The organism is Streptomyces sp. NPDC085866 (assembly GCF_044541035.1).
In the GTDB taxonomy this organism is placed as follows: domain Bacteria; phylum Actinomycetota; class Actinomycetes; order Streptomycetales; family Streptomycetaceae; genus Streptomyces.
On sequence record NZ_JBITSQ010000023.1, the window covers coordinates 51,734 to 70,607 of the forward strand.

An 18,874-nucleotide genomic window follows, 5' to 3' on the forward strand; every position below is an offset into this window, starting at 1 on the left:
GGCGTGGTGATCAGCGGGACAGCACGCGACGTGAAAGCGCCCCCTTCCGCTCCCCCGCTTCACTCCGAGCGCCTGCCCGGTCGGGTGAATAGGCGGGGGCGGCTGGATACACCCTAGGGGTGGGGGAACCGAGGGGGGACCGTGGAGCGGCGGCAAGGGCAGTACCCCGTGGCCGCCGCTCCACGGACTTGGCTCCGTGGAGCGGCGCGGTACGGGACGCCGGTCAGCCGAAGACGGCCAGGCTCTTCGCCTTGCCCTTGTGCTCCTCGACCAGCGCGAGGAAACGGCCCTCGGGGTCGAAGACGGCGACGGCGCCGACGCCCGCGTACGCCTCGGGCATCTCCAGCCGGACGCCGTTGAGGAGCAGCCGGGCACGCTTGGCGTCCACGTCCCAGCGCGGGAACGCGGCCGCGGCGGCCTCGGCGATCGGCATCACGGTCAGCTCCTGCTGGAGCTGGTCCAGCGTCTTCGCGGAGTCGAGCTTGTACGGCCCGACGCGGGTGCGGCGGAGCGCGGTGAGGTGGCCGCCGACGCCCAGGTCCGCGCCCAGGTCGCGGGCGAGGGCACGGATGTAGGTGCCGGAGGAGCAGACCACCGAGACGACCAGGTCGAGCACGGCGGTGCCGTCCTCGGCGACGGCGTCCCGGACGTCGTACACCGCGAAGGAGGAGACCTTCACCGGCCGGGCGGGGATCTCGAACTCCTCGCCCTCGCGGGCCCGCTTGTACGACCGAACGCCGTCGATCTTGATGGCGCTGACCTTGGACGGCACCTGCATGATGTCGCCGGTCAGCTTGGCGATGCCGGCGTCGATGGCGTCACGGGTCACCTTGGACGCGTCGGTGGAGGAGGTGATCTCCCCCTCGGCGTCGTCGGTGACCGTGTTCTGGCCCAGGCGGACGGTGCCCAGGTACTCCTTCTCGGTGAGGGCGAGGTGCCCGAGGAGCTTGGTGGCGCGCTCCACACCGAGGACGAGGACGCCCGTGGCCATCGGGTCGAGGGTGCCGGCGTGGCCGACGCGGCGGGTACGTGCGATGCCGCGCATCTTGGCGACCACGTCGTGCGAAGTGAAGCCCGACGGCTTGTCGACGATGACAAGGCCGTCGGGCGTGGTGTGCTTCTGGGTCATTCCGCGGCGTCGCCGTCCGTCTCGGCGCTCTCGTCCTCGGCCGGCTTGCGGTACGGGTCGGCGCCGCCCGCGTACGCCGCGCCAGCGGAGGCCTCGCGGACCTTCGCGTCGGACTGCCGTGCCTTGTCGAGGAGGTCCTCGATGGTCCGGGCGGTGTCCGGGAGGGCGTCCGCGACGAAGGTGAGGGTCGGCGTGAACTTCACGCCCGCCGCGCGGCCGACCTCGGAGCGCAGGATGCCCTTGGCGCTCTCCAGTCCGGCGGCCGCGGCCTGCCGCTCCTCGTCGTCCCCGTAGACCGTGTAGAAGACGGTCGCCTCCCGCAGGTCACCCGTGACCCGGGTGTCCGTGATGGTGACGTGCGAGCCGAGCCGCGGGTCCTTGATCCCGCGCTGCAGCTTCTGGGCCACCACCTCCCGGATGAGGTCCGCCAGCCTTTTCGCCCGCGCGTTGTCGGCCACTGGTCCGTCTCCCGTTCTTTCTTCTTCTTGCGTTCTGTGGTCAGTCGTCGTCGCCGTGGAAGCGCCGCCGCACGGACAGCAGCTCCACTTCGGGACGGCCGGCGACCAGCCGTTCGCACCGGTCCAGTACGTCGGTGAGGTGCGCCGCGTCGCCGGAGACCATGGCCAGGCCGATGATCGTTCGCCGGTGGAGGTCCATGTGGTCCACCTCCGCCGCGCTCACGGCGTACTTCCGCTGGAGTTCGGCGACGATCGGGCGGACGACGGAGCGCTTCTCCTTCAGCGAGTGGACGTCGCCGAGGAGGAGGTCGAAGGACAGAGTCCCCACGTACATGTGTGTAGCCGGTTCACCCGCCGGTACGGGATCGATGGCCCCGGGTCCGTGTGGCCGGGGACATCAAGAACGGTACCCCGTTCCTGCCTGAGGCTCGACGGGGTTTTACCGCACCCTGGACTCCGGTCGGAGCCCGGGAACGGCGCGCTGGCCGACAGGACCGGAGTCCCGTCGGCCAGCACGAACCGTGGGCGTTACGCCCGCGGCTTCTCCCGCATCTCGTACGTCGCGATGACGTCGTCGACCTTGATGTCGTTGAAGTTGCCGAGGTTGATACCACCCTCGTAGCCTTCGCGGATCTCGGTGACGTCGTCCTTGAAGCGACGCAGACCCTCGATGTTGAGGTTCTCCGCGACCACCTTGCCGTCGCGGATGAGGCGGGCCTTGGTGTTGCGTCGGACCTCGCCGGACCGGATGAGCACACCGGCGATGTTGCCCAGCTTGGACGACTTGAAGACCTCGCGGATCTCCGCCGTACCGAGCTCGACCTCCTCGTACTCCGGCTTGAGCATGCCCTTGAGGGCCGCCTCGATCTCCTCGATCGCCTGGTAGATGACCGAGTAGTACCGGACGTCCACACCCTCGCGCTCGGCCATCTGCGCCGCGCGGCCGGCCGCACGGACGTTGAAGCCGATCACGATGGCGTCGGAGCCCATCGCCAGGTCGATGTCGGACTCCGTGACCGCACCGACGCCGCGGTGCAGGACGCGGATGTCGACCTCTTCGCCGACGTCCAGCTGGAGCAGGGAGGACTCGAGGGCCTCGACGGAACCGGAAGCGTCACCCTTGATGATCAGGTTCAGCTGCTGGATCTCGCCGGCCTTGAGCACCTTGTCCAGGTCCTCGAGGGACACGCGGCGCGTGCGCTTCGCGAAGGCCGCGTTGCGCTCACGGGCGGCGCGCTTCTCCGCGATCTGACGGGCCGTACGGTCCTCCTCGACCACGAGGAAGTTGTCGCCGGCACCCGGGACGTTGGTCAGACCCAGGACCTGGACCGGCGTCGACGGGCCCGCCTCGGCGACGTTGTTGCCGTTGTCGTCGAGCATGGCGCGGACTCGGCCGTAGGCGTCGCCCACGACCATCGTGTCGCCGACCCGCAGCGTGCCTCGCTGGACGAGGACCGTCGCCACGGCACCACGGCCGCGGTCGAGACGGGACTCGATCGAGATGCCCTGCGCGTCCTGGTTCGGGTTGGCCCGCAGGTCGAGCGAGGCGTCCGCGGTGAGGACCACGGCCTCCAGCAGCGAGTCGATGTGCAGACCCTGCTTGGCGGAGATGTCGACGAACATCGTGTCGCCGCCGTACTCCTCGGCCACCAGGCCGTACTCGGTCAGCTGACCGCGCACCTTGGTCGGGTCGGCACCCTCGACGTCGATCTTGTTGACCGCGACGACGATCGGGACGTCGGCCGCCTTGGCGTGGTTGAGCGCCTCGACCGTCTGCGGCATGACGCCGTCGTTGGCCGCGACGACCAGGATCGCGATGTCGGTCGACTTCGCACCACGGGCACGCATGGCGGTGAACGCCTCGTGACCCGGGGTGTCGATGAAGGTGATCTTGCGCTCTTCGTCGTTGACCTCGGTCGAGACCTGGTAGGCACCGATGTGCTGGGTGATGCCGCCGGCCTCGCCCGCGATGACGTTCGTCTTGCGGATGGCGTCGAGCAGTCGGGTCTTACCGTGGTCGACGTGACCCATGACGGTGACGACCGGCGGACGGACCACCAGGTCCTCCTCGTCGCCCTCGTCCTCGCCGAACTCGATATCGAAGGACTCGAGCAGCTCGCGGTCCTCCTCCTCGGGGCTGACGATCTGAACCTCGTAGTTCATCTCGCCCGCGAGGAGCTGCAGCGTCTCGTCGGAGACGGACTGCGTGGCCGTGACCATCTCGCCGAGGTTCATCATGACCGCGACGAGGGACGCCGGGTTGGCGTTGATCTTCTCCGCGAAGTCGGTGAGCGACGCGCCGCGGGAGAGACGGATGGTCTCGCCGTTGCCGCGCGGCAGCATCACGCCGCCGACGCTCGGGGCCTGCATGGCCTCGTACTCCTGGCGACGCTGCCGCTTCGACTTGCGACCGCGACGCGCGGGACCGCCGGGACGACCGAAGGCGCCCTGCGTGCCACCACGGCCACCGGGACCACCGGGACGGCCACCGAAGCCGGGACGGCCACCGCCGCCGGCACCGGGACCACCACCACCGGGACGACCGGCGAAGCCGCCGCCACCGCCACCGGGACCACCGGGACGACCGGCGAAGCCGCCACCGCCGCCACCCGGACGACCGGCGAAGCCGCCGCCGCCCGGACGACCGCCGCCGCCACCGGGACGACCGCCGCCACCGGGACCACGGCCGCCGGGGCCACCGCCACCGGGACGCGGGCCGGCAGCCGGACGCTGCGGCATCATGCCGGGGTTCGGGCGCGGACCGGCCGGGCCGGGACGCGGACCACCCTGCGGACGGGGCATACCGGCGGGCGACGGACGGGCACCGCCCGGAGCCTGCGGACGCGGACCGCCGCCCTGGGCACCGGGGCCCTGCGGACGGGGACCGGCGCCGGGGGCACCGGGGCCACCATGGCCGCCAGGACGAGGTCCGCCCTGCGGGCGCGGAGCCTGCGGACGGGCCATGCCGGTGGAGCCACCGGAGGTGAAGGGGTTGTTACCCGGGCGCGGACCGGCCGGACGGGCGCCGGGACGCGGGGCCTGACCACCGGGGCGCTGGGCACCCTGACCGGGACGGCCCTGACCCTGGCCGGGAGCGGCCGGACGGCCGCCGGGCTTCGGGGCACCAGGACGGGCGCCGGTACGCGGACCCTGCGCGGCCGGAGCCTGCGGGGCCTGCGCGGCCGGAGCGGCCGGCGGAGCGGTGAACTCCGGGGCGGCCGGGGCCGGACGCGGCGCGGGCTTCGGACCCGGAACCGGACGCGGGCCCGGGGCCGGCGAGGGAGTCAGGGGGGCCGACGGGGTTGCGGCCGCCGCCGGAGCAGCGGGCTGCGGAGCCGTCGGAGGCTTGGGGGCCGCCGGCCTCGGGGCAGCCGGACGGGCCGCCTGCGCCGGAGAGGGCGCGGCGGGCTTGGGGGCGGCCTTGCGCGGGGCGGGCTTGCCGGCGGACTTGCCGGAGCCACCCTGGAAGGCGTCGGTCAGCTTGCGTACGACAGGCGCTTCGATCGTCGAAGACGCCGAACGGACGAATTCACCGAGTTCCTGGAGCTTGGCCATGACGACCTTGCTCTCAACACCGAACTCCTTGGCGAGTTCGTATACCCGGACCTTAGCCACTTCGCTCCTTTGAGGTCCGGGGAAGCCGGACCGTCGCTAGTTCATGGGCGTACTCATCGCGTACTCATCGAGTGCTCATCGCAATCTCGACCTGCTTTCGACTCGCGAGGTGTACCAGGCCGCACGGTGGGATCCGTACGGCTCGCTTTCCTACTGTGTTGCCTGCTCAGCAACTGTCTGTCTGCTCGACGTACTGACGCAACGCCTTTATGTCGAGCGGCCCGGGGACGCGTAGCGCCCGAGGGAACGCCCGGCGGCGTACCGCCTGGTCGAGACAGACCAGGTCGGGGTGTACGTACGCACCCCGGCCGGGCAGCGTACCGCGAGGATCGGGAACGCACTGTTCCTGATCCGCCACGGTGCGCAGCAGATCGTCCTTGGCCGCTCGCTGCCTGCACCCCACACAGGTGCGTTCAGGGCATGCGCGGGCACGCGTCCGGCCAGACACTCCTTAGTCTACCTCCCCGTACCGACCTCACCCCTTCGGGGGAAAAGTCGAACAGTTGCTTGCTGCAGGCTGTCGTGATCTCAGCGGCGTACGGCCGAGATCTATTCCCCGGCGCGCTCCCCGGCCTGCTCCGTGTCCGGACGGATGTCGATCCGCCAGCCGGTGAGCCGGGCCGCGAGCCGGGCGTTCTGTCCTTCCTTGCCGATCGCCAGCGACAGCTGGTAGTCCGGCACGGTCACTCGGGCGGAACGGGAGGCCATGTCGACGACCTCCACCTTGCTCACCCGAGCGGGTGACAGCGCGTTCGCCACCATCTCGGCCGGGTCGTCCGACCAGTCGACGATGTCGATCTTCTCGCCGTTCAGCTCGCCCATCACGTTGCGCACCCGGCCGCCCATGGGGCCGATGCAGGCACCCTTGGCGTTCAGGCCCGCACGGGTGGACCGTACGGCGATCTTGGTGCGGTGACCGGCCTCACGGGCGATGGCCGCGATCTCGACCGACCCGTCGGCGATCTCCGGCACCTCCAGGGCGAAGAGCTTCTTCACCAGATTGGGGTGCGTGCGGGAGAGGGTCACGGACGGGCCGCGCACACCCTTGGCCACCCGGACCACGTACGAGCGCAGCCGCATGCCGTGCGGGTACGACTCGCCGGGCACCTGCTCCTGCACCGGCAGGATGGCCTCCAGTTTGCCGATGTCCACGAGCACGTTCTTCGGGTCGCGGCCCTGCTGGACCACTCCGGTGACGATGTCGCCCTCGCGCCCCGCGTACTCGCCGAGCGTGGCGTCGTCCTCGGCGTCACGCAGCCGCTGCAGGATCACCTGCTTGGCGGTGGTGGCGGCGATCCGCCCGAAGCCCGACGGGGTGTCGTCGAACTCGCGCGGCTCCTGCCCCTCCTCCAGGTCCTCGGGATCCTCCTTCGCCCACACGGTCACGTGGCCGGTCTCCCGGTTGAGCTCCACGCGCGCGTGCCGGCGGCTTCCCTCGGTGCGGTGGTACGCGATGAGGAGGGCCGACTCGATCGCCTCGACCAGCAGGTCGAAGGAGATCTCCTTCTCCCGAACCAAGCCCCGCAGGGCGCTCATGTCGATGTCCACGGCTACGCCTCCTCCTCTTCCTTCATGTCCTTCTTGTCCTTGCGGTTGAACTCGACCTGAACGCGTGCCTTGGCGATCTCGGGGAAGCCGAGCCGACGGGTGGTCGCCTTGCGGCCCTTCACCCCGGGCACCTCGACGTCGAGACCGTCCTCGTCGGCCTTCAGGATCCTGGCGACCAGCTCGTCGCCCTCGGCCAGCTGGAACTTCACGAGCCGGTCGGTGGCGCGCACGAAGTGCCGGTACTCGCTGAGCAGGCGCTCCGCGCCGGGCGTTCCGACCTCCAGGTCGTACGCGGCGTCGCCCATCGCGTTGGTCTCGTCGAGCTTCGCCGAGAGCGCGCGGCTCACATCGGCGATGGCGTCCAGATCAGCTCCGGTGTCGGAGTCGACGACCACGCGCAGCACCCGCTTGCGTCCGACGGAGTCCACGGCGATCTCCTCGAGATCCAGCCCCTGGGAGGTGACGAGCGGTTCCAGAAGCTCTCGCAGCCTCTCGCTCTGGGTGGTGCTCATCCGGGTGACTCCTCGGCCGCGTGTGCTGTTGTGGGATGGGTCGCGTGTCTGGTCAAAGGGTATCCGGTCGAGGGGAGTGTTGCCGTCCACCTGTGTACGCGCGGTGCCGGTGAGTGGCGTGCACGGGGTGCGCGGGTACCGTGATCACGGGCGTGCCGCCCTTTGGCTGTCTTCCTTTCGAAGTTGTTCCTTTCGTACGAGTTCCCCGAGGACGTCTGCAGTGCCGTACCCTCCGCCGCCGCGCACCCCCTCGGGGCCGCGCAGAAGAACCCTTTTCGCCTCGGCCGCCGGAGCCGCCCTGTTGGTGGGCTGTTCGGCCGATCCGGGCTCCGGGGACAGCGGCGACTCCCCCTCGGCGACCGAACGGGCACGCGCGCGTGCGGCCAAGGACAGCGCGGGGCTGCTGGAGCGCTACGACGCCGTGCTCGCCGCCCATCCGACGCTGGCCGGGCTACTGCGCCCGCTGCGCGCGGAAGTGGCGGCGCACGCGGAGGCGTTCGGCGGCACCGCGGCCACCAGGTCCCCCTCCCCCACGGCCACCAGGTCTCCTTCCCCGGCGGCCGCCACGGCGACGCCCGAGGCCGTGCCGGCCACCGAGAAGGGCGCCCTCGCCGATCTCGCCGCCGCCGAGCGCGGCCTCGCCGACCGGCGGACCAAGGCCCTGCTGGACGTGCCGGGCGAACTGGCCCGGCTGATGGCGTCGGTGGCGGCGGCCGGGGCGGCCCACGCGTACCTGCTGACCGAGGGGGCCAGGTGAGCGACGAGACCCGGAAGGCCGAACTGACCGCCCTGCAGGCGGCACTGGCCGCGGAGCACGCGGCGGTGTACGGCTACGGCGTCGTCGGCGGGCGGATCGACGAGCGGCGGCGGGCCGACGCCCGGGGGGCGTACGACGCGCACCGGGCCCGTCGGGACGCGCTGGTGCGCGAGGTGCGCGACCTGGGCACCCAGCCGGTCGCCGCGAGCGCCGCGTACGCGCTGCCGTTCCAGGTGCCGGACGCGGCCGCCGCGGTGCGGCTGGCCGCCGAGTTGGAGGAGCGGGTGGCCGGGGTGTACTCGGACCTGGTGCGGGCGGCGACCGGCGCGCGGCGTGCCTCGGCGGCCGCGGCGCTGCGCGAGGCAGCGGTGCGGGCGGTGCGCTGGAGCGGGGAGAGCGTAGCCTTCCCTGGGCTCGCCGAGCGGGCCGGTGACGAAGCAGGTGCGGCTGGACCCCGTACCTCGGCGTCCCCGACGACGTGATCGTGTAGCCGCCCCTACGGCAGGCCCAGGAGGAAGGGAACAACTCGCGCATGGCTTTCGAACCGCCCCAGCGGCTGGTGCGGGCACTCGGTGAGACGGCACCGGCCGGGGACGACTGGCTGACGCGGCTGCCCGGGACTGCCGAGCGGGCGGTCGCCCGGCGCGAGTTGGCCGTGGAGCGGGTCCAGGTACCCGGCGGGCGCAGCAGCCTGGTGGTGCTGGTCCGGCGGGCGGACGACAGCCCGGCGGTACTGAAGCTGGCCCCGCCCCGGGCCCGCCCCGAGAGCGAGCGGGCGGCGCTGGCGCACTGGGCCGGCCTGGGCGCGGTACAGCTCCTTGAGACGGATGCCGAGGACGCCGCCGAGGGGGTGCTGCTGCTGGAGCGGCTGCACCCGGACGTGTCGGTGCGATCGCTGCCGGAGGCGAAGGCGCTGCTGGAGGCGGCGGGGACGCTGCGGCGGCTGTGGGTGGAGCCGCCGGGCGACCACGCCTTCGAGACGGTGGCCGAGCGGACGGGTCGGCAGGCGGAGGCGATGCGGGCGACGGCGTCCGCGTACGCCGAAGTGGCGGAGCTGGTCGACGCCGCTGTGGGCGCGCGCGAGGAGTTGTCGGCGTCCGCGCCTGAGCATCGGCTGCTGCACGGCACGTTCCGGCAGAGCAAGGTGCTCGCCGGGGAGCGGATGCCGTGGCTGGCGGTGGGGCCGGATCCGGTCGTCGGTGAGTGTGCGTTCGATCTGGCTCGGCTGGTGCGGGATCGGGTGGAGGATCTGATCGCGACGCCGTCGGGGGCGGCGACCACTAGGCGGCGGATCAAGCGGCTCGCGGAGTCGTTGGACGTGGATCTGGAGCGGCTGCGGGGGTGGACGTTGTTCCGGGCTGTGGAGTCGGGGGTTCGTGCGCTTCGGGTCGGGCGGCCGAAGGATGCGGAGCTGTTGTTGGAGTTCGCGGGCTGGCTCTAGGGGCGGTGCAGGCGCTCTGTCACCCGCGGGCCGGTGGGGGCTGCTCGCGCAGTTCCCCGCGCCCCTCCGTAACGCGTCCCAGTTTGAAAGCGAGCACCGGACAGTCCGAAGCCGCCCTGCGGGCCCGTTTCACCGTGCGGGCCGGTAGTGGGTGGCCGTCGACGAGTGGGTAGCCCCACTCGTCCAGGGTGGTGTGCTCGGGGAGCAGTTCGGCGCACAAGCCCCGCGCGTGGGCGTCGAGTTCGGTGGCGAAGGCGGTCAGCGCGCTGCGGACCAGGCGGCCCGTTCCGTCGGGGTGGCGGCAGGCGCCGCCGCCCTGCCACCGGGCCCGCCCAGCGGGCGATGTCGGCACGGGTGGAGCCCCGGGGGCTCGGGGTGGCCAGGATGCGGAAGGCGACGGCGATCCGGGACAGGCCGTTGAGGCAGGGGCCGCACTGGCCGGCCGACTGGAGCCCGTCCAGCACGAGGTGGGGCGACCGCCTCAGGATGCGGTGCTTGTGGCTCGTGGGCTCGCTCTCCGCGCCGTTGGCCACGACGACGGGCGCCCGCCCGGTGCGCCGGGCCGCGTCGGCGACCGCCACGCACTTGCGGTACGCCGGGAACGCCGCTCCCCCGCGCCCGGTCATGCTCGGAGTCGTCCCGGAAGCGGTTGCACGCCGCGTCGACCACGGTGAGGTGGCGGGCCAGGAGCAGGGTGCAGGAGTCGAGCAGGGCCGGGTCCGTGACGACCATGCGGACGGTGGTGCCGAGGGCGCGCCAGTCGGCGGCGGCCGTGGTCACGACGCCCCCGAGGTGGCGTCGGCGGAGCCGGCGGTGGAGGAGGTGAGACCGTTCGAGGACTGCAGGCTCGCGGAGTCGTCGGAGCTGTTGCTCGACGCCGTGCTGCTCGACCCGCTGTCACTCGTGCCGGTGCTCGTGGTGGTGCCGGTGCTCGCCGCCGTGTCGGTCGCCGCGTGCATGGTGCCGATCAGGGCGAACATCCCGGCGGCCGCCGACAGCGTGATCGCGGCCGCGACGGTCGCCGTCCGGCGCGCTCCGCCGCGCACCGCTGCCGCGGCGCCCCGTTCCCTGGTGTCCATGACCGTTCCCCTCCCGTGGGGATCGTGACGCTGTGTCACGTCCCACGGTCGGGGAACGGGCTGGGAGAACCCTGTGAGGCGCCTGCACGCCTCGGGAGAACTACTCTGGGGGTTTCCTTTACTGCGCCGTCAGGCGGGCGATCGCGTCCTCGACGGACAGCTCCTCGCGCTCGCCCGTCTTACGGTCCTTCAGCTCCAGCACACCCTCGCCGGAGCGGCGGCCGGCCACCAGGATCTGCGGTACGCCGATCAGCTCGGCGTCGGTGAACTTCACGCCCGGGGAGACCCCGGCCCGGTCGTCCACCAGGACGCGGACGCCCGCGGCGGCCAGCTTCCCGGCGACGTCGAGCGCCAGCTCGGTCTGCAGCGCCTTGCCGGCGGCGACGACGTGCACGTCGGCCGGGGCGACCTCCTTGGGCCAGCACAGGCCCTGCTCGTCGGCGGTCTGCTCGGCGAGCGCGGCGACGGCGCGGGAGACGCCGATGCCGTAGGAGCCCATGGTGACGCGGACCGGCTTGCCGTTCTGGCCGAGGACGTCGAGCTTGAGGGCGTCGGCGTACTTGCGGCCCAGCTGGAAGATGTGGCCGATCTCGATGGCGCGGTCCAGTTTCAGGCCGGTGCCGCACTTGGGGCAGGGGTCGCCCTCCAGGACCACGACGACGTCCACGTACTCGTCGACCTCGAAGTCACGGCCGGCGACGACGTTCTTGGCGTGCGTGTGCTCCTTGTTGGCGCCGGTGATCCAGGCGGTGCCGGGGGCCACGCGCGGGTCGGCGATGTACTTCACCTTCTCGCCCAGGCCCTGCGGGCCGACGTAGCCGCGCACCAGGTCCGGACGGCCCGAGAAGTCCGCCTCGGTGACCATCTCGACGACCGCCGGGGCGAAGTGCTCCTCGACCTTGCCCAGGTCGACCTCGCGGTCGCCGGGCACGCCCACGGCGACGATCTCACCGTCAACCTTGACCAGCAGGTTCTTCAGCGTGGCGGAGGCCGGGACGCCGAGGGAGGCGGCCAGGGTCTCGATGGTCGGGGTGTCGGGGGTGGGGATCTCCTCGAGCGCGGGCACGGCCGAGCCGTCCACCGGCTTGAGCTCGTAGGTGATCGCCTCGGTGTTGGCGGCGAAGTCGCAGTTCGGGCAGTCCGCGAAGGTGTCCTCGCCGGCCTCGGCCGGAGCCAGGAACTCCTCGGACTTGGAGCCGCCCATCGCACCGGCGGTGGCGGCGACGATGCGGTAGTCGAGGCCGAGGCGCTCGAAGGTGCGCCGGTAGGCCTCGCGGTGCAGGGCGTAGGACCGGGCGAGGCCCTCGTCGTCCAGGTCGAAGGAGTAGGAGTCCTTCATCTGGAACTCGCGGCCGCGCAGGATGCCGGCGCGGGGGCGGGCCTCGTCACGGAACTTGGTCTGGATCTGGTAGAGGATCACCGGCAGGTCCTTGTAAGACGTGCACTGGTCCTTGACCAGAAGGGTGAAGATCTCCTCGTGGGTGGGGCCGAGGAGGTAGTCACCGCCCTTGCGGTCCTTGAGCCGGAACAGCTCCTGGCCGTACTCGTCCCAGCGGCCGGTCGCCTCGTACGGCTCCCGGGGCAGGAGGGCGGGCAGCAGCACCTCCTGGGCGCCGATCGCGTCCATCTCCTCGCGGACGATCCGCTCCACGTTGGAGAAGACCTTCTTGCCGAGGGGCAGCCAGCTCCAGATGCCTGCGGCGGTGCGACGGACGTAGCCGGCACGGACGAGGAGCTTGTGGCTGAGGACCTCGGCGTCCGCCGGGTCGTCGCGCAGCGTCTTCGCCATCAACTGGGACATGCGCTGGACCGGTGCGTTCGCCATGGTTCTCGTACTCCTGCCGGGTAAGGGTGATGGCATAGGAGGTTAGCCGGGCTGGCTGTTCCGGTGGAAATCGGTTAACGCCGACGCAGTGGCAGAGGTGCGCCCATCACGGCGTACGGCCGGGGAGCGCTCGGGAAGTGGACCTGGCGGGCGAGGTCGACGTAGCCGAGAGAGTGGTAGAGGCCGCGGGCCGGGCTGTCGGTGTCGATCGCGGAGAGGATCGAGCGGGGTTCGGCGGCGCCGTCGGTGATGGTGGTGATCAGACGGCGGCCGACGCCGCGGTTCTGGTGGTCGGGGTGGACGTGCAGCTCGGTGATGACGAAGGAGTCGTCCAGCCAGAGGTCGTTGTGCTGGGCGCGGAGGTAGGGCTCCACGACCGTGGACCACCAGTGGGTGCGGGAGTTGGGCATGCCGTAGACGAAGCCGACGAGCAGTCCGCCGACGGTCGCGCCGAGGGCCCTGGCGCCCGGGTACTGCATGTGACGCTGGACGATCTGGCGGCGTACGGCGACCTCGTCCGGGCCGAGTCCGAAGGCGACGGCTTGGACGGCGAGGGCCTCGTCGACGTGGGCTGAGAGGTCCAGGGGGCCGATCACGAGGTCCATGCGGGGAGCGTACAGGGGGGTTCGCGCTGTGTGCGGGGTGCGGGTGATCCGTGGGTGCTCGCGCCCACGCGGCGGAGCCGCACATCGATTCGGCCCGCGCCCCCGGGCCGGCCGCCCCCTGGATGTCTCGGAAGAGCTGGACGTCTCAGAAGAGAACGCTCATGAAGGCGCCGACCTCCTGGAAGCCCACGCGCCGGTAGGTCCGCCTCGCCGCCGTGTTGAAGTCGTTGACGTAGAGGCTCACCACCGGAGCCACGTCGGCCAGCGCGTAGCGCAGGACGGCTGCCATGCCGGGCGTCGCCAGGCCCCTGCCGCGGTACTCCGGTGCCACCCACACGCCCTGGATCTGGCAGGCCTGGGACGTCGCCGCGCCGATCTCCGCCTTGAAGACGACCTTGCCGTGTTCGTCGAGGCGGGCGAAGGAGCGGCCGGAGCCGACCAGTTCGGCGACCCGGGCCTGGTAGAGCAGACCGCCGTCGCCGGCCAGCGGCGAGACACCGACCTCCTCGGTGAACATCGCCACGCACGCCGGCATGATCGTCTCCATCTCGTCCTTGCGGATGCGGCGGACGTAGGGATCCGGGGCGATGTCGTCGGGCATGCGGTCGGTGACCATCAGGGGCTGGTGGGCGCGGACCTCGCGGGCCGGGCCCCAGTGCGGTTCCAGCAGGCGCCACAGCTGGGTGGTGGGTTCGGCGGGCCCGACGATGGAGGAGCAACGGCGGCCGGCCCTGCGGGCGCGGTCGGCGAAGGCGCGGACGGCGCGCGGGGAGGCACAGATCGGGACCAGGTTGGCGCCCGCGTAGCAGAGGGACGTGAGCATGCCGTCCTCGTACCAGCCCCACATCTCGCCGCCGAGGCGCCAGGGGTCGAGCCCGGCGATCTGCACCCGGGACGTCACGAAGGCGTTCGCGACCGGCTCGCGGTCGAGGACGGCGAGCGCGGCATCCAGGTCGCTCGGTTCGAGGACCCGGGAGGTCGTCTGGGTCAACACGGGCGGGGCCTCACACTGGGGTCTGCTGATCTCCGCACTTTACCTGCCGAATTTGTGCCGCGCTGCCTCGTCGAACTCGGCCCTGACCTACAAACGTCGCATGATCTTGACAACCGAACGCGCCGACGCCCGCAGCCGCCCCGAGGAGCAGCTCGGGGAGCTGTTCAGTGAGGGATTTCCGCAGTTCATCACGGGCGATCGGCTGGTGAAGGAGTACCTGGGCCGGGTGCGGGAGTTCTCGCGGCCCTGGATCTGATGCTCGTGGACGCGGACGGGGTGCCGGTCGCCGCCGGGTGGGGTGTGCCGGTGCGGTGGGACGGGCGGATCGACGGGCTTCCCTCGGGATACACGGACGCGCTGGTGCGGGCCGTTCAGGGGCGGGAGCAGGGAGTCGAGCCGGACATGCTGGTGACCTGCGGGGCCGTCGTCACCCCGTCGATGAAGGGGCGCGGGCTGGCGGGCCGGACACTGACCGCGCTGCGGCAGACGGCCCGGGAGGCGGGGCTGGGCCGGGTGATCGCGCCGGTGCGCCCGACGACGAAGGCGCGGTGTCCGGTGACGCCCGTCGAGACGTTCATGCGGTGGCGGCGGCCCGACGGTGCCGCCCTCGACCCGTGGATACGGACGCACGAGCGTCTCGGTGCCGAGATCCTGGTGGCGGCGCCGGAGTCGCAGACGATGACCGGCCACGGTCGCCGAGCGGGAGGGCTGGACGGGCCTCGCCCTCCCGGAGTCCGGTGCGTACGTGATCCCGGACGGGCTGAGCCTGCTGCATGTCGACCGGGACACGGACGAGGGCCTGTATCGGGAGCCGAACGTCTGGATGCGCCCCTGCTGAGAAGCCGACGGGGCGATCGGCCTCGCGGGAGGTCGACCGCCCCCGAAGCGGTACCGCGTCAGTCCGCGACCGAGACGGACGGTTCGCCGGAGGCGATGCCCTCGGCCTCCATCTGCTCGGCGAGCTTCATGGCCTCTTCGATGAGGGTCTCCACGATCTTGGACTCGGGGACGGTCTTGATGACCTCGCCCTTGACGAAGATCTGGCCCTTGCCGTTGCCGGAGGCGACGCCGAGGTCGGCCTCGCGGGCCTCGCCGGGGCCGTTGACGACACAGCCCATGACGGCGACGCGCAGCGGGACCTCCATGCCGGTCAGGCCCGCCGTGACCTCCTCGGCCAGCTTGTAGACGTCGACCTGGGCGCGGCCGCAGGACGGGCAGGAGACGATCTCCAGGCCGCGCTGCTTGAGGTTCAGCGACTCCAGGATCTGGATGCCGACCTTGACCTCCTCGGCCGGGGGCGCGGAGAGGGAGACGCGGATGGTGTCGCCGATGCCCTGGCTGAGCAGCGCGCCGAAGGCGACCGCGGACTTGATCGTGCCCTGGAAGGCGGGGCCGGCCTCGGTGACGCCCAGGTGGAGCGGGTAGTCGCACTGCTCGGCGAGCTGGCGGTAGGCCTCGATCATCACGACCGGGTCGTTGTGCTTGACCGAGATCTTGATGTCGCGGAAGTCGTGCTCCTCGAAGAGGGAGGCCTCCCACAGGGCGCTCTCGACCAGGGCCTCGGGGGTCGCCTTGCCGTACTTCTGGAGCAGGCGGCGGTCCAGGGAGCCGGCGTTGACGCCGATGCGGATCGGGGTGCCGTGCTCCTTGGCGGCCTTGGCGATCTCCTTGACCTTGTCGTCGAACTGCTTGATGTTGCCGGGGTTGACGCGGACGGCGGCGCAGCTGGCCTCGATGGCCGCGAAGACGTACTTCGGCTGGAAGTGGATGTCGGCGATGACCGGGATCTGCGACTTGCGGGCGATGGTCGCGAGGGCGTCGGCGTCGTCCTGGGTGGGGCAGGCCACGCGCACGATCTGGCAGCCGGACGCGGTCAGCTCGGCGATCTGCTGGAGGGTGGCACCGATGTCGGACGTACGGGTCGTGGTCATCGACTGGACCGAGACGGGCGCGTCTCCGCCGACCGCCACGGATCCGACCTGGATCTGCCGGCTCTTCCGGCGCTCGGCGAGCTTGGTCGGAACGGACGGCATGCCGAGAGAAATCGCAGTCATCTGCTGTGCAACCCCAAGTCGTGGATCAAGGTCCGGTCCCGTGAACGGCGGGCTCCAGGCTTCGAGATTACGGCACCGGCCCCGGGCCGAGCACATCCCACCCGGCAAACCCACTCAATGGAAGGCGGCCCGGGACACAGGGTCCCGGGCCGCCTTGAACGTCGGATGACTACGAGATTTTCACCGGGTTGACCACGTCCGCGATCAGCACCAGGATCGTGAAGCAGACGAAGATCCCGGCCACCACGTACGCCACCGGCATCAGCTTGGCCACGTCGAACGGACCGGGGTCCGGCCGGCGCAGCACCCGGGCCACGTTCCGCCTGAGCGACTCCCACAGGGCGCCCGCGATGTGCCCGCCGTCGAGCGGGAGCAGCGGGAGCATGTTGAACAGGAACAGGGAGAGGTTGAACCCGGCGACCACGAAGAGGGCCATGGCCAGCTGCTGCGAGGCCGGGATGTCCAGGGTGGCGATCTCGCCGGTGACCCGGGCCGCGCCGACGATACCCATCGGGGAGTCCGGCTCGCGCGGGCCGTTGCCGAAGGCCGCGTCCCACAGGGCCGGGATCTTGCCGGGCAGGGCGACGAGGGAGTCGACGGCGTCGCCGGCCCGGTCGGTCATCCAGGTCACGGACTGGCCGAAGTCCTGCTTGACGACACCGTGGGCCGCGCTGAAGCCGAGGAAGCCGGCCTTCACGTACTGGCCCTGGACGTAGGTGCCGCTGGAGTCCTTCTTGGCGACCTGATTGGTGGCGATCTTCGCGTGCAGGGTCAGCTCCTGGCCCTTGCGGTCGACGACGATCGCCACGTTCTTGCCCGCGCTGTCCCGGATCAGGTCCGAGAGGGTGTTCCAGTCCTTGGTCGGTACGCCGCCGAAGGAGACGATCTTGTCGCCCGCCTTCATGCCGGCGTCCGCGGCCGGGGAGGCCGGGTCGGACTTCTTGCAGCTGTCGCGGTGCTGGCTCTGCGCGATGACGCAGGGCGAGACGGACTCGACGGAGGTGGTCTCCTGCTGGATGCCGAAGCCCATCAGCACGGTCAGGAACAGGCCGATCGCGAGGATCAGGTTCATGAACGGGCCCGCGAACATGACGATGACGCGCTTCCACGGCTTGCGCGTGTAGAACATCCGCGTCTCGTCACCCGGCTTGAGCTCCTCGAAGGCCGCCGAGCGGGCGTCCTCGATCATGCCGCGCCACGGGGAGGTGGAGCGGGCGGAGACCCGGCCGGCCTCGTCGGGCGGGAACATGCCGATCATGCGGATGTAGCCGCCGAGCGGGATGGCCTTGATGCCGTACTCGGTCTCGCCCTTCGCGCGCGACCAGACGGTCGGGCCGAAGCCGACCATGTACTGCGGGACGCGGATGCCGAAGAGCTTGGCCGTGGACAGGTGCCCCAGCTCGTGCCAGGCGATCGAGACGAGCAGGCCGACCGCGAAGACCACTATGCCGAGGATGAACATCAAGGTCGTCATGCACGCGCCTCCGCGGTCCGGTCTGTCAGTTCGCGCGCCCGGGCCCGTGCCCAGGTCTCCGCTTCGAGGACGTCCGACACGGTGAGTGAGGTTCCCGTGACCGGGGTGCCGTGCTCCTCGACCACCCGTGTGACGGTCTCCATGATGCCGTTGAAGGGCAGTGCGCCGGTGCGGAAGGCCTCGACACACTCCTCGTTGGCCGCATTGAACACCGCCGGGGCGGTCCCCGCGAGCTGCCCCACGTGCCGGGCGAGGTTCACCGAGGGGAAGGCCTCGTTGTCCAGCGGGAAGAACTCCCAGGTGGAGGCCTTGCTCCAGTCGAAGGCGGGCGCCGCGTCGGGAACACGTTCGGGCCAGCCCAGACCGATGGCGATCGGCCCGCGCATGTCGGGGGGCGTCGCCTGGGCGATCGTGGATCCGTCGGTGAACTCGACCATCGAGTGAACATACGACTGGGGATGCACGACGACCTCAATGCGGTCGAAGGGAATGTCGTAGAGCAGGTGCGCCTCGATGACTTCCAGACCCTTGTTGACGAGGGTCGCGGAGTTGATCGTGATCACCGGGCCCATGGCCCAGGTGGGGTGCGCGAGGGCGTCCTCGACGGTGACGTTCGCCAGCTCGGCCTTGGTGCGGCCGCGGAAGGGGCCGCCGGAGGCGGTGACGACCAGCTTGCGCACGTCGGCGCGGGTGCCGGAGGCGAGGGCCTGGAAGAGCGCGGCGTGCTCGGAGTCGACCGGGATGATCTGCCCGGGCATGGCGAGGGCCTTGACCAGCGGGCCGCCGACGATCAGCGACTCCTTGTTGGCGAGCGCGAGGGTGCGGCCCGCCTCCAGGGCGGCCAGGGTGGGCGCGAGGCCGATGGACCCGGTGATGCCGTTGAGCACCGTGTGGCAGTCGGAGGCGGCGACCTGGGTGGCCGCCTCCGGTCCGGCGAGGATCTCGGGGAGCGGCTCCCCGGCGCCGTACCGCTCGGTCAGCGCCTCGCGCAGGGCCGGTACGGCGTCCTCGCGGGCGACCGCCACGGTCCGCACCCGCAGCCGGTGCGCCTGCTCGGCGAGCAGGGCCGTGCGGGCGCCGTTCGCGGAGAGGGCGGTGACCCGGAAGCGGTCGGGGTGGCGCAGCACGAGGTCGATGGCCTGGGTTCCGATGGACCCGGTGGAGCCGAGGATCACCACGTCCTTCGGGCCGTCTCCCGCGAGGGGGTCGTACACGAGGTGCGGGTCGGCGAGGGGTGCGGGACTGGCGGGACTGTCGGTCATCCCTCCATTGTGGCCGCTGGCCGTGGGCGGTCGGACAGGGCATCCCTCGGGCGGGTGCGTTAACAGCTTTCGTTGCCGGATGGGGTGGTTTTCCGTTTGTGAAGTCGGAGTGAAGATCATG

The 18,874-nt window shown here is 71.3% G+C and carries 19 protein-coding genes and 1 pseudogene; 4 read left to right on the top strand and 16 right to left on the bottom strand.

All coding sequences use genetic code 11. The annotated features are described in order from the left end of the window. Positions 1 to 223: 223 nt before the first annotated feature. The 7 genes from truB to rimP form a co-directional block, all read right to left on the bottom strand. Positions 224 to 1,129, bottom strand: a complete 906-nt coding sequence (gene truB, locus ACIF83_RS40700) for a tRNA pseudouridine(55) synthase TruB (protein ID WP_393483576.1) — start codon at positions 1,127 to 1,129, stop codon at positions 224 to 226. Next, positions 1,126 to 1,587 carry a 30S ribosome-binding factor RbfA gene (gene rbfA, locus ACIF83_RS40705; RefSeq protein ID WP_386576392.1) on the bottom strand — a complete coding sequence of 154 codons (462 nt, stop codon included), beginning with the start codon at positions 1,585 to 1,587 and terminating at the stop codon, positions 1,126 to 1,128. The genes truB and rbfA overlap by 4 nt, the downstream gene beginning before the upstream one ends. 40 nt (positions 1,588 to 1,627) lie before the next feature. Continuing rightward, positions 1,628 to 1,921, bottom strand: coding sequence for a DUF503 domain-containing protein (locus tag ACIF83_RS40710; RefSeq protein ID WP_067301563.1), 294 nt, complete (start codon positions 1,919 to 1,921; stop codon positions 1,628 to 1,630). A 194-nt stretch (positions 1,922 to 2,115) separates the two neighbouring features. Next, positions 2,116 to 5,202: a translation initiation factor IF-2 gene (gene infB / locus ACIF83_RS40715; protein WP_399735022.1), complete on the bottom strand. Its 3,087-nt coding sequence runs from the start codon at positions 5,200 to 5,202 to the stop codon at positions 2,116 to 2,118. 166 nt (positions 5,203 to 5,368) lie between these two features. After that, positions 5,369 to 5,650: a YlxR family protein gene (locus ACIF83_RS40720; RefSeq protein WP_393483568.1), complete on the bottom strand. Its 282-nt coding sequence runs from the start codon at positions 5,648 to 5,650 to the stop codon at positions 5,369 to 5,371. Between the two features lie 101 nt (positions 5,651 to 5,751). Beyond that, positions 5,752 to 6,750 carry a transcription termination factor NusA gene (gene nusA, locus ACIF83_RS40725; RefSeq protein ID WP_393483565.1) on the bottom strand — a complete coding sequence of 333 codons (999 nt, stop codon included), beginning with the start codon at positions 6,748 to 6,750 and terminating at the stop codon, positions 5,752 to 5,754. Between the two features lie 2 nt (positions 6,751 to 6,752). After that, a complete protein-coding gene (rimP, locus tag ACIF83_RS40730) occupies positions 6,753 to 7,262 on the bottom strand; it encodes a ribosome maturation factor RimP (RefSeq protein ID WP_393483563.1) in 510 nt (169 codons plus the stop codon). A 220-nt stretch (positions 7,263 to 7,482) separates the two neighbouring features. On the opposite strand from rimP, the gene ACIF83_RS40735 reads away from it, so the two are divergent. The 3 genes from ACIF83_RS40735 to ACIF83_RS40745 are packed head-to-tail and all read left to right on the top strand — an operon-like array spanning position 7,483 to position 9,460. Next, positions 7,483 to 8,019 carry a hypothetical protein gene (locus tag ACIF83_RS40735; RefSeq protein WP_393483560.1) on the top strand — a complete coding sequence of 179 codons (537 nt, stop codon included), beginning with the start codon at positions 7,483 to 7,485 and terminating at the stop codon, positions 8,017 to 8,019. Beyond that, positions 8,016 to 8,501, top strand: a complete 486-nt coding sequence (locus ACIF83_RS40740; RefSeq protein ID WP_393483557.1) for a ferritin-like domain-containing protein — start codon at positions 8,016 to 8,018, stop codon at positions 8,499 to 8,501. Before ACIF83_RS40735 ends, ACIF83_RS40740 begins: the two co-directional genes overlap by 4 nt. 50 nt (positions 8,502 to 8,551) lie before the next feature. After that, positions 8,552 to 9,460: an aminoglycoside phosphotransferase family protein gene (locus tag ACIF83_RS40745; RefSeq protein ID WP_398141145.1), complete on the top strand. Its 909-nt coding sequence runs from the start codon at positions 8,552 to 8,554 to the stop codon at positions 9,458 to 9,460. Between the two features lie 19 nt (positions 9,461 to 9,479). Here ACIF83_RS40745 and ACIF83_RS40750 read toward each other — a convergent pair whose 3' ends face one another. The 5 genes and pseudogenes from ACIF83_RS40750 to ACIF83_RS40770 form a co-directional block, all read right to left on the bottom strand. Next, the gene (locus ACIF83_RS40750; protein ID WP_399735027.1) at positions 9,480 to 9,812 is read right to left on the bottom strand and encodes a ferredoxin; all 333 of its coding nucleotides are present in this window, start codon (positions 9,810 to 9,812) and stop codon (positions 9,480 to 9,482) included. A 142-nt stretch (positions 9,813 to 9,954) separates the two neighbouring features. Continuing rightward, positions 9,955 to 10,086: pseudogene (locus ACIF83_RS40755) on the bottom strand (NADH-quinone oxidoreductase subunit E); the annotation flags it as partial. A gap of 571 nt (positions 10,087 to 10,657) precedes the next feature. After that, a complete protein-coding gene (locus ACIF83_RS40760; protein ID WP_393483548.1) occupies positions 10,658 to 12,364 on the bottom strand; it encodes a proline--tRNA ligase in 1,707 nt (568 codons plus the stop codon). Positions 12,365 to 12,438: 74 nt separating this feature from the next. Then, positions 12,439 to 12,969 carry a GNAT family N-acetyltransferase gene (locus tag ACIF83_RS40765; protein WP_393483545.1) on the bottom strand — a complete coding sequence of 177 codons (531 nt, stop codon included), beginning with the start codon at positions 12,967 to 12,969 and terminating at the stop codon, positions 12,439 to 12,441. Between the two features lie 145 nt (positions 12,970 to 13,114). Then, on the bottom strand, positions 13,115 to 13,963 hold the full coding sequence (locus ACIF83_RS40770) for a GNAT family N-acetyltransferase (RefSeq protein WP_393483542.1): 849 nt from the start codon (positions 13,961 to 13,963) through the stop codon (positions 13,115 to 13,117). A gap of 100 nt (positions 13,964 to 14,063) precedes the next feature. On the opposite strand from ACIF83_RS40770, the gene ACIF83_RS40775 reads away from it, so the two are divergent. After that, positions 14,064 to 14,219 carry a hypothetical protein gene (locus ACIF83_RS40775; RefSeq protein WP_393483540.1) on the top strand — a complete coding sequence of 52 codons (156 nt, stop codon included), beginning with the start codon at positions 14,064 to 14,066 and terminating at the stop codon, positions 14,217 to 14,219. A gap of 115 nt (positions 14,220 to 14,334) precedes the next feature. Here ACIF83_RS40775 and ACIF83_RS40780 read toward each other — a convergent pair whose 3' ends face one another. The 4 genes from ACIF83_RS40780 to dxr all read right to left on the bottom strand — a co-directional run bounded on the left by ACIF83_RS40780 (position 14,335) and on the right by dxr (position 18,753). Next, on the bottom strand, positions 14,335 to 14,541 hold the full coding sequence (locus ACIF83_RS40780; RefSeq protein WP_398141140.1) for a hypothetical protein: 207 nt from the start codon (positions 14,539 to 14,541) through the stop codon (positions 14,335 to 14,337). 318 nt (positions 14,542 to 14,859) lie between these two features. Further along, positions 14,860 to 16,017 carry a flavodoxin-dependent (E)-4-hydroxy-3-methylbut-2-enyl-diphosphate synthase gene (gene ispG, locus ACIF83_RS40785; RefSeq protein WP_399735033.1) on the bottom strand — a complete coding sequence of 386 codons (1,158 nt, stop codon included), beginning with the start codon at positions 16,015 to 16,017 and terminating at the stop codon, positions 14,860 to 14,862. A gap of 169 nt (positions 16,018 to 16,186) precedes the next feature. Further along, a complete protein-coding gene (locus tag ACIF83_RS40790) occupies positions 16,187 to 17,491 on the bottom strand; it encodes a M50 family metallopeptidase (RefSeq protein ID WP_393483531.1) in 1,305 nt (434 codons plus the stop codon). Further along, positions 17,488 to 18,753 (bottom strand): 1-deoxy-D-xylulose-5-phosphate reductoisomerase, encoded by a 1,266-nt coding sequence (dxr, locus tag ACIF83_RS40795; RefSeq protein ID WP_399735037.1) that lies wholly within the window; start codon positions 18,751 to 18,753, stop codon positions 17,488 to 17,490. The genes ACIF83_RS40790 and dxr overlap by 4 nt, the downstream gene beginning before the upstream one ends. Positions 18,754 to 18,874: the final 121 nt, after the last annotated feature.

Coding starts and splice junctions, on each gene's coding strand:
- ACIF83_RS40710 (WP_067301563.1), bottom strand. CDS start 1,921: ATGTACGTGGGGACTCTGTCCTTCGACCTCCTCCTCGGCGACGTCCAC.
- rimP (WP_393483563.1), bottom strand. CDS start 7,262: ATGAGCACCACCCAGAGCGAGAGGCTGCGAGAGCTTCTGGAACCGCTC.
- truB (WP_393483576.1), bottom strand. CDS start 1,129: ATGACCCAGAAGCACACCACGCCCGACGGCCTTGTCATCGTCGACAAG.
- ACIF83_RS40765 (WP_393483545.1), bottom strand. CDS start 12,969: ATGGACCTCGTGATCGGCCCCCTGGACCTCTCAGCCCACGTCGACGAG.
- ACIF83_RS40745 (WP_398141145.1), top strand. CDS start 8,552: ATGGCTTTCGAACCGCCCCAGCGGCTGGTGCGGGCACTCGGTGAGACG.
- ACIF83_RS40790 (WP_393483531.1), bottom strand. CDS start 17,491: ATGACGACCTTGATGTTCATCCTCGGCATAGTGGTCTTCGCGGTCGGC.
- ACIF83_RS40760 (WP_393483548.1), bottom strand. CDS start 12,364: ATGGCGAACGCACCGGTCCAGCGCATGTCCCAGTTGATGGCGAAGACG.
- dxr (WP_399735037.1), bottom strand. CDS start 18,753: ATGACCGACAGTCCCGCCAGTCCCGCACCCCTCGCCGACCCGCACCTC.
- ACIF83_RS40775 (WP_393483540.1), top strand. CDS start 14,064: ATGATCTTGACAACCGAACGCGCCGACGCCCGCAGCCGCCCCGAGGAG.
- ispG (WP_399735033.1), bottom strand. CDS start 16,017: ATGACTGCGATTTCTCTCGGCATGCCGTCCGTTCCGACCAAGCTCGCC.
- ACIF83_RS40780 (WP_398141140.1), bottom strand. CDS start 14,541: ATGAACGTCTCGACGGGCGTCACCGGACACCGCGCCTTCGTCGTCGGG.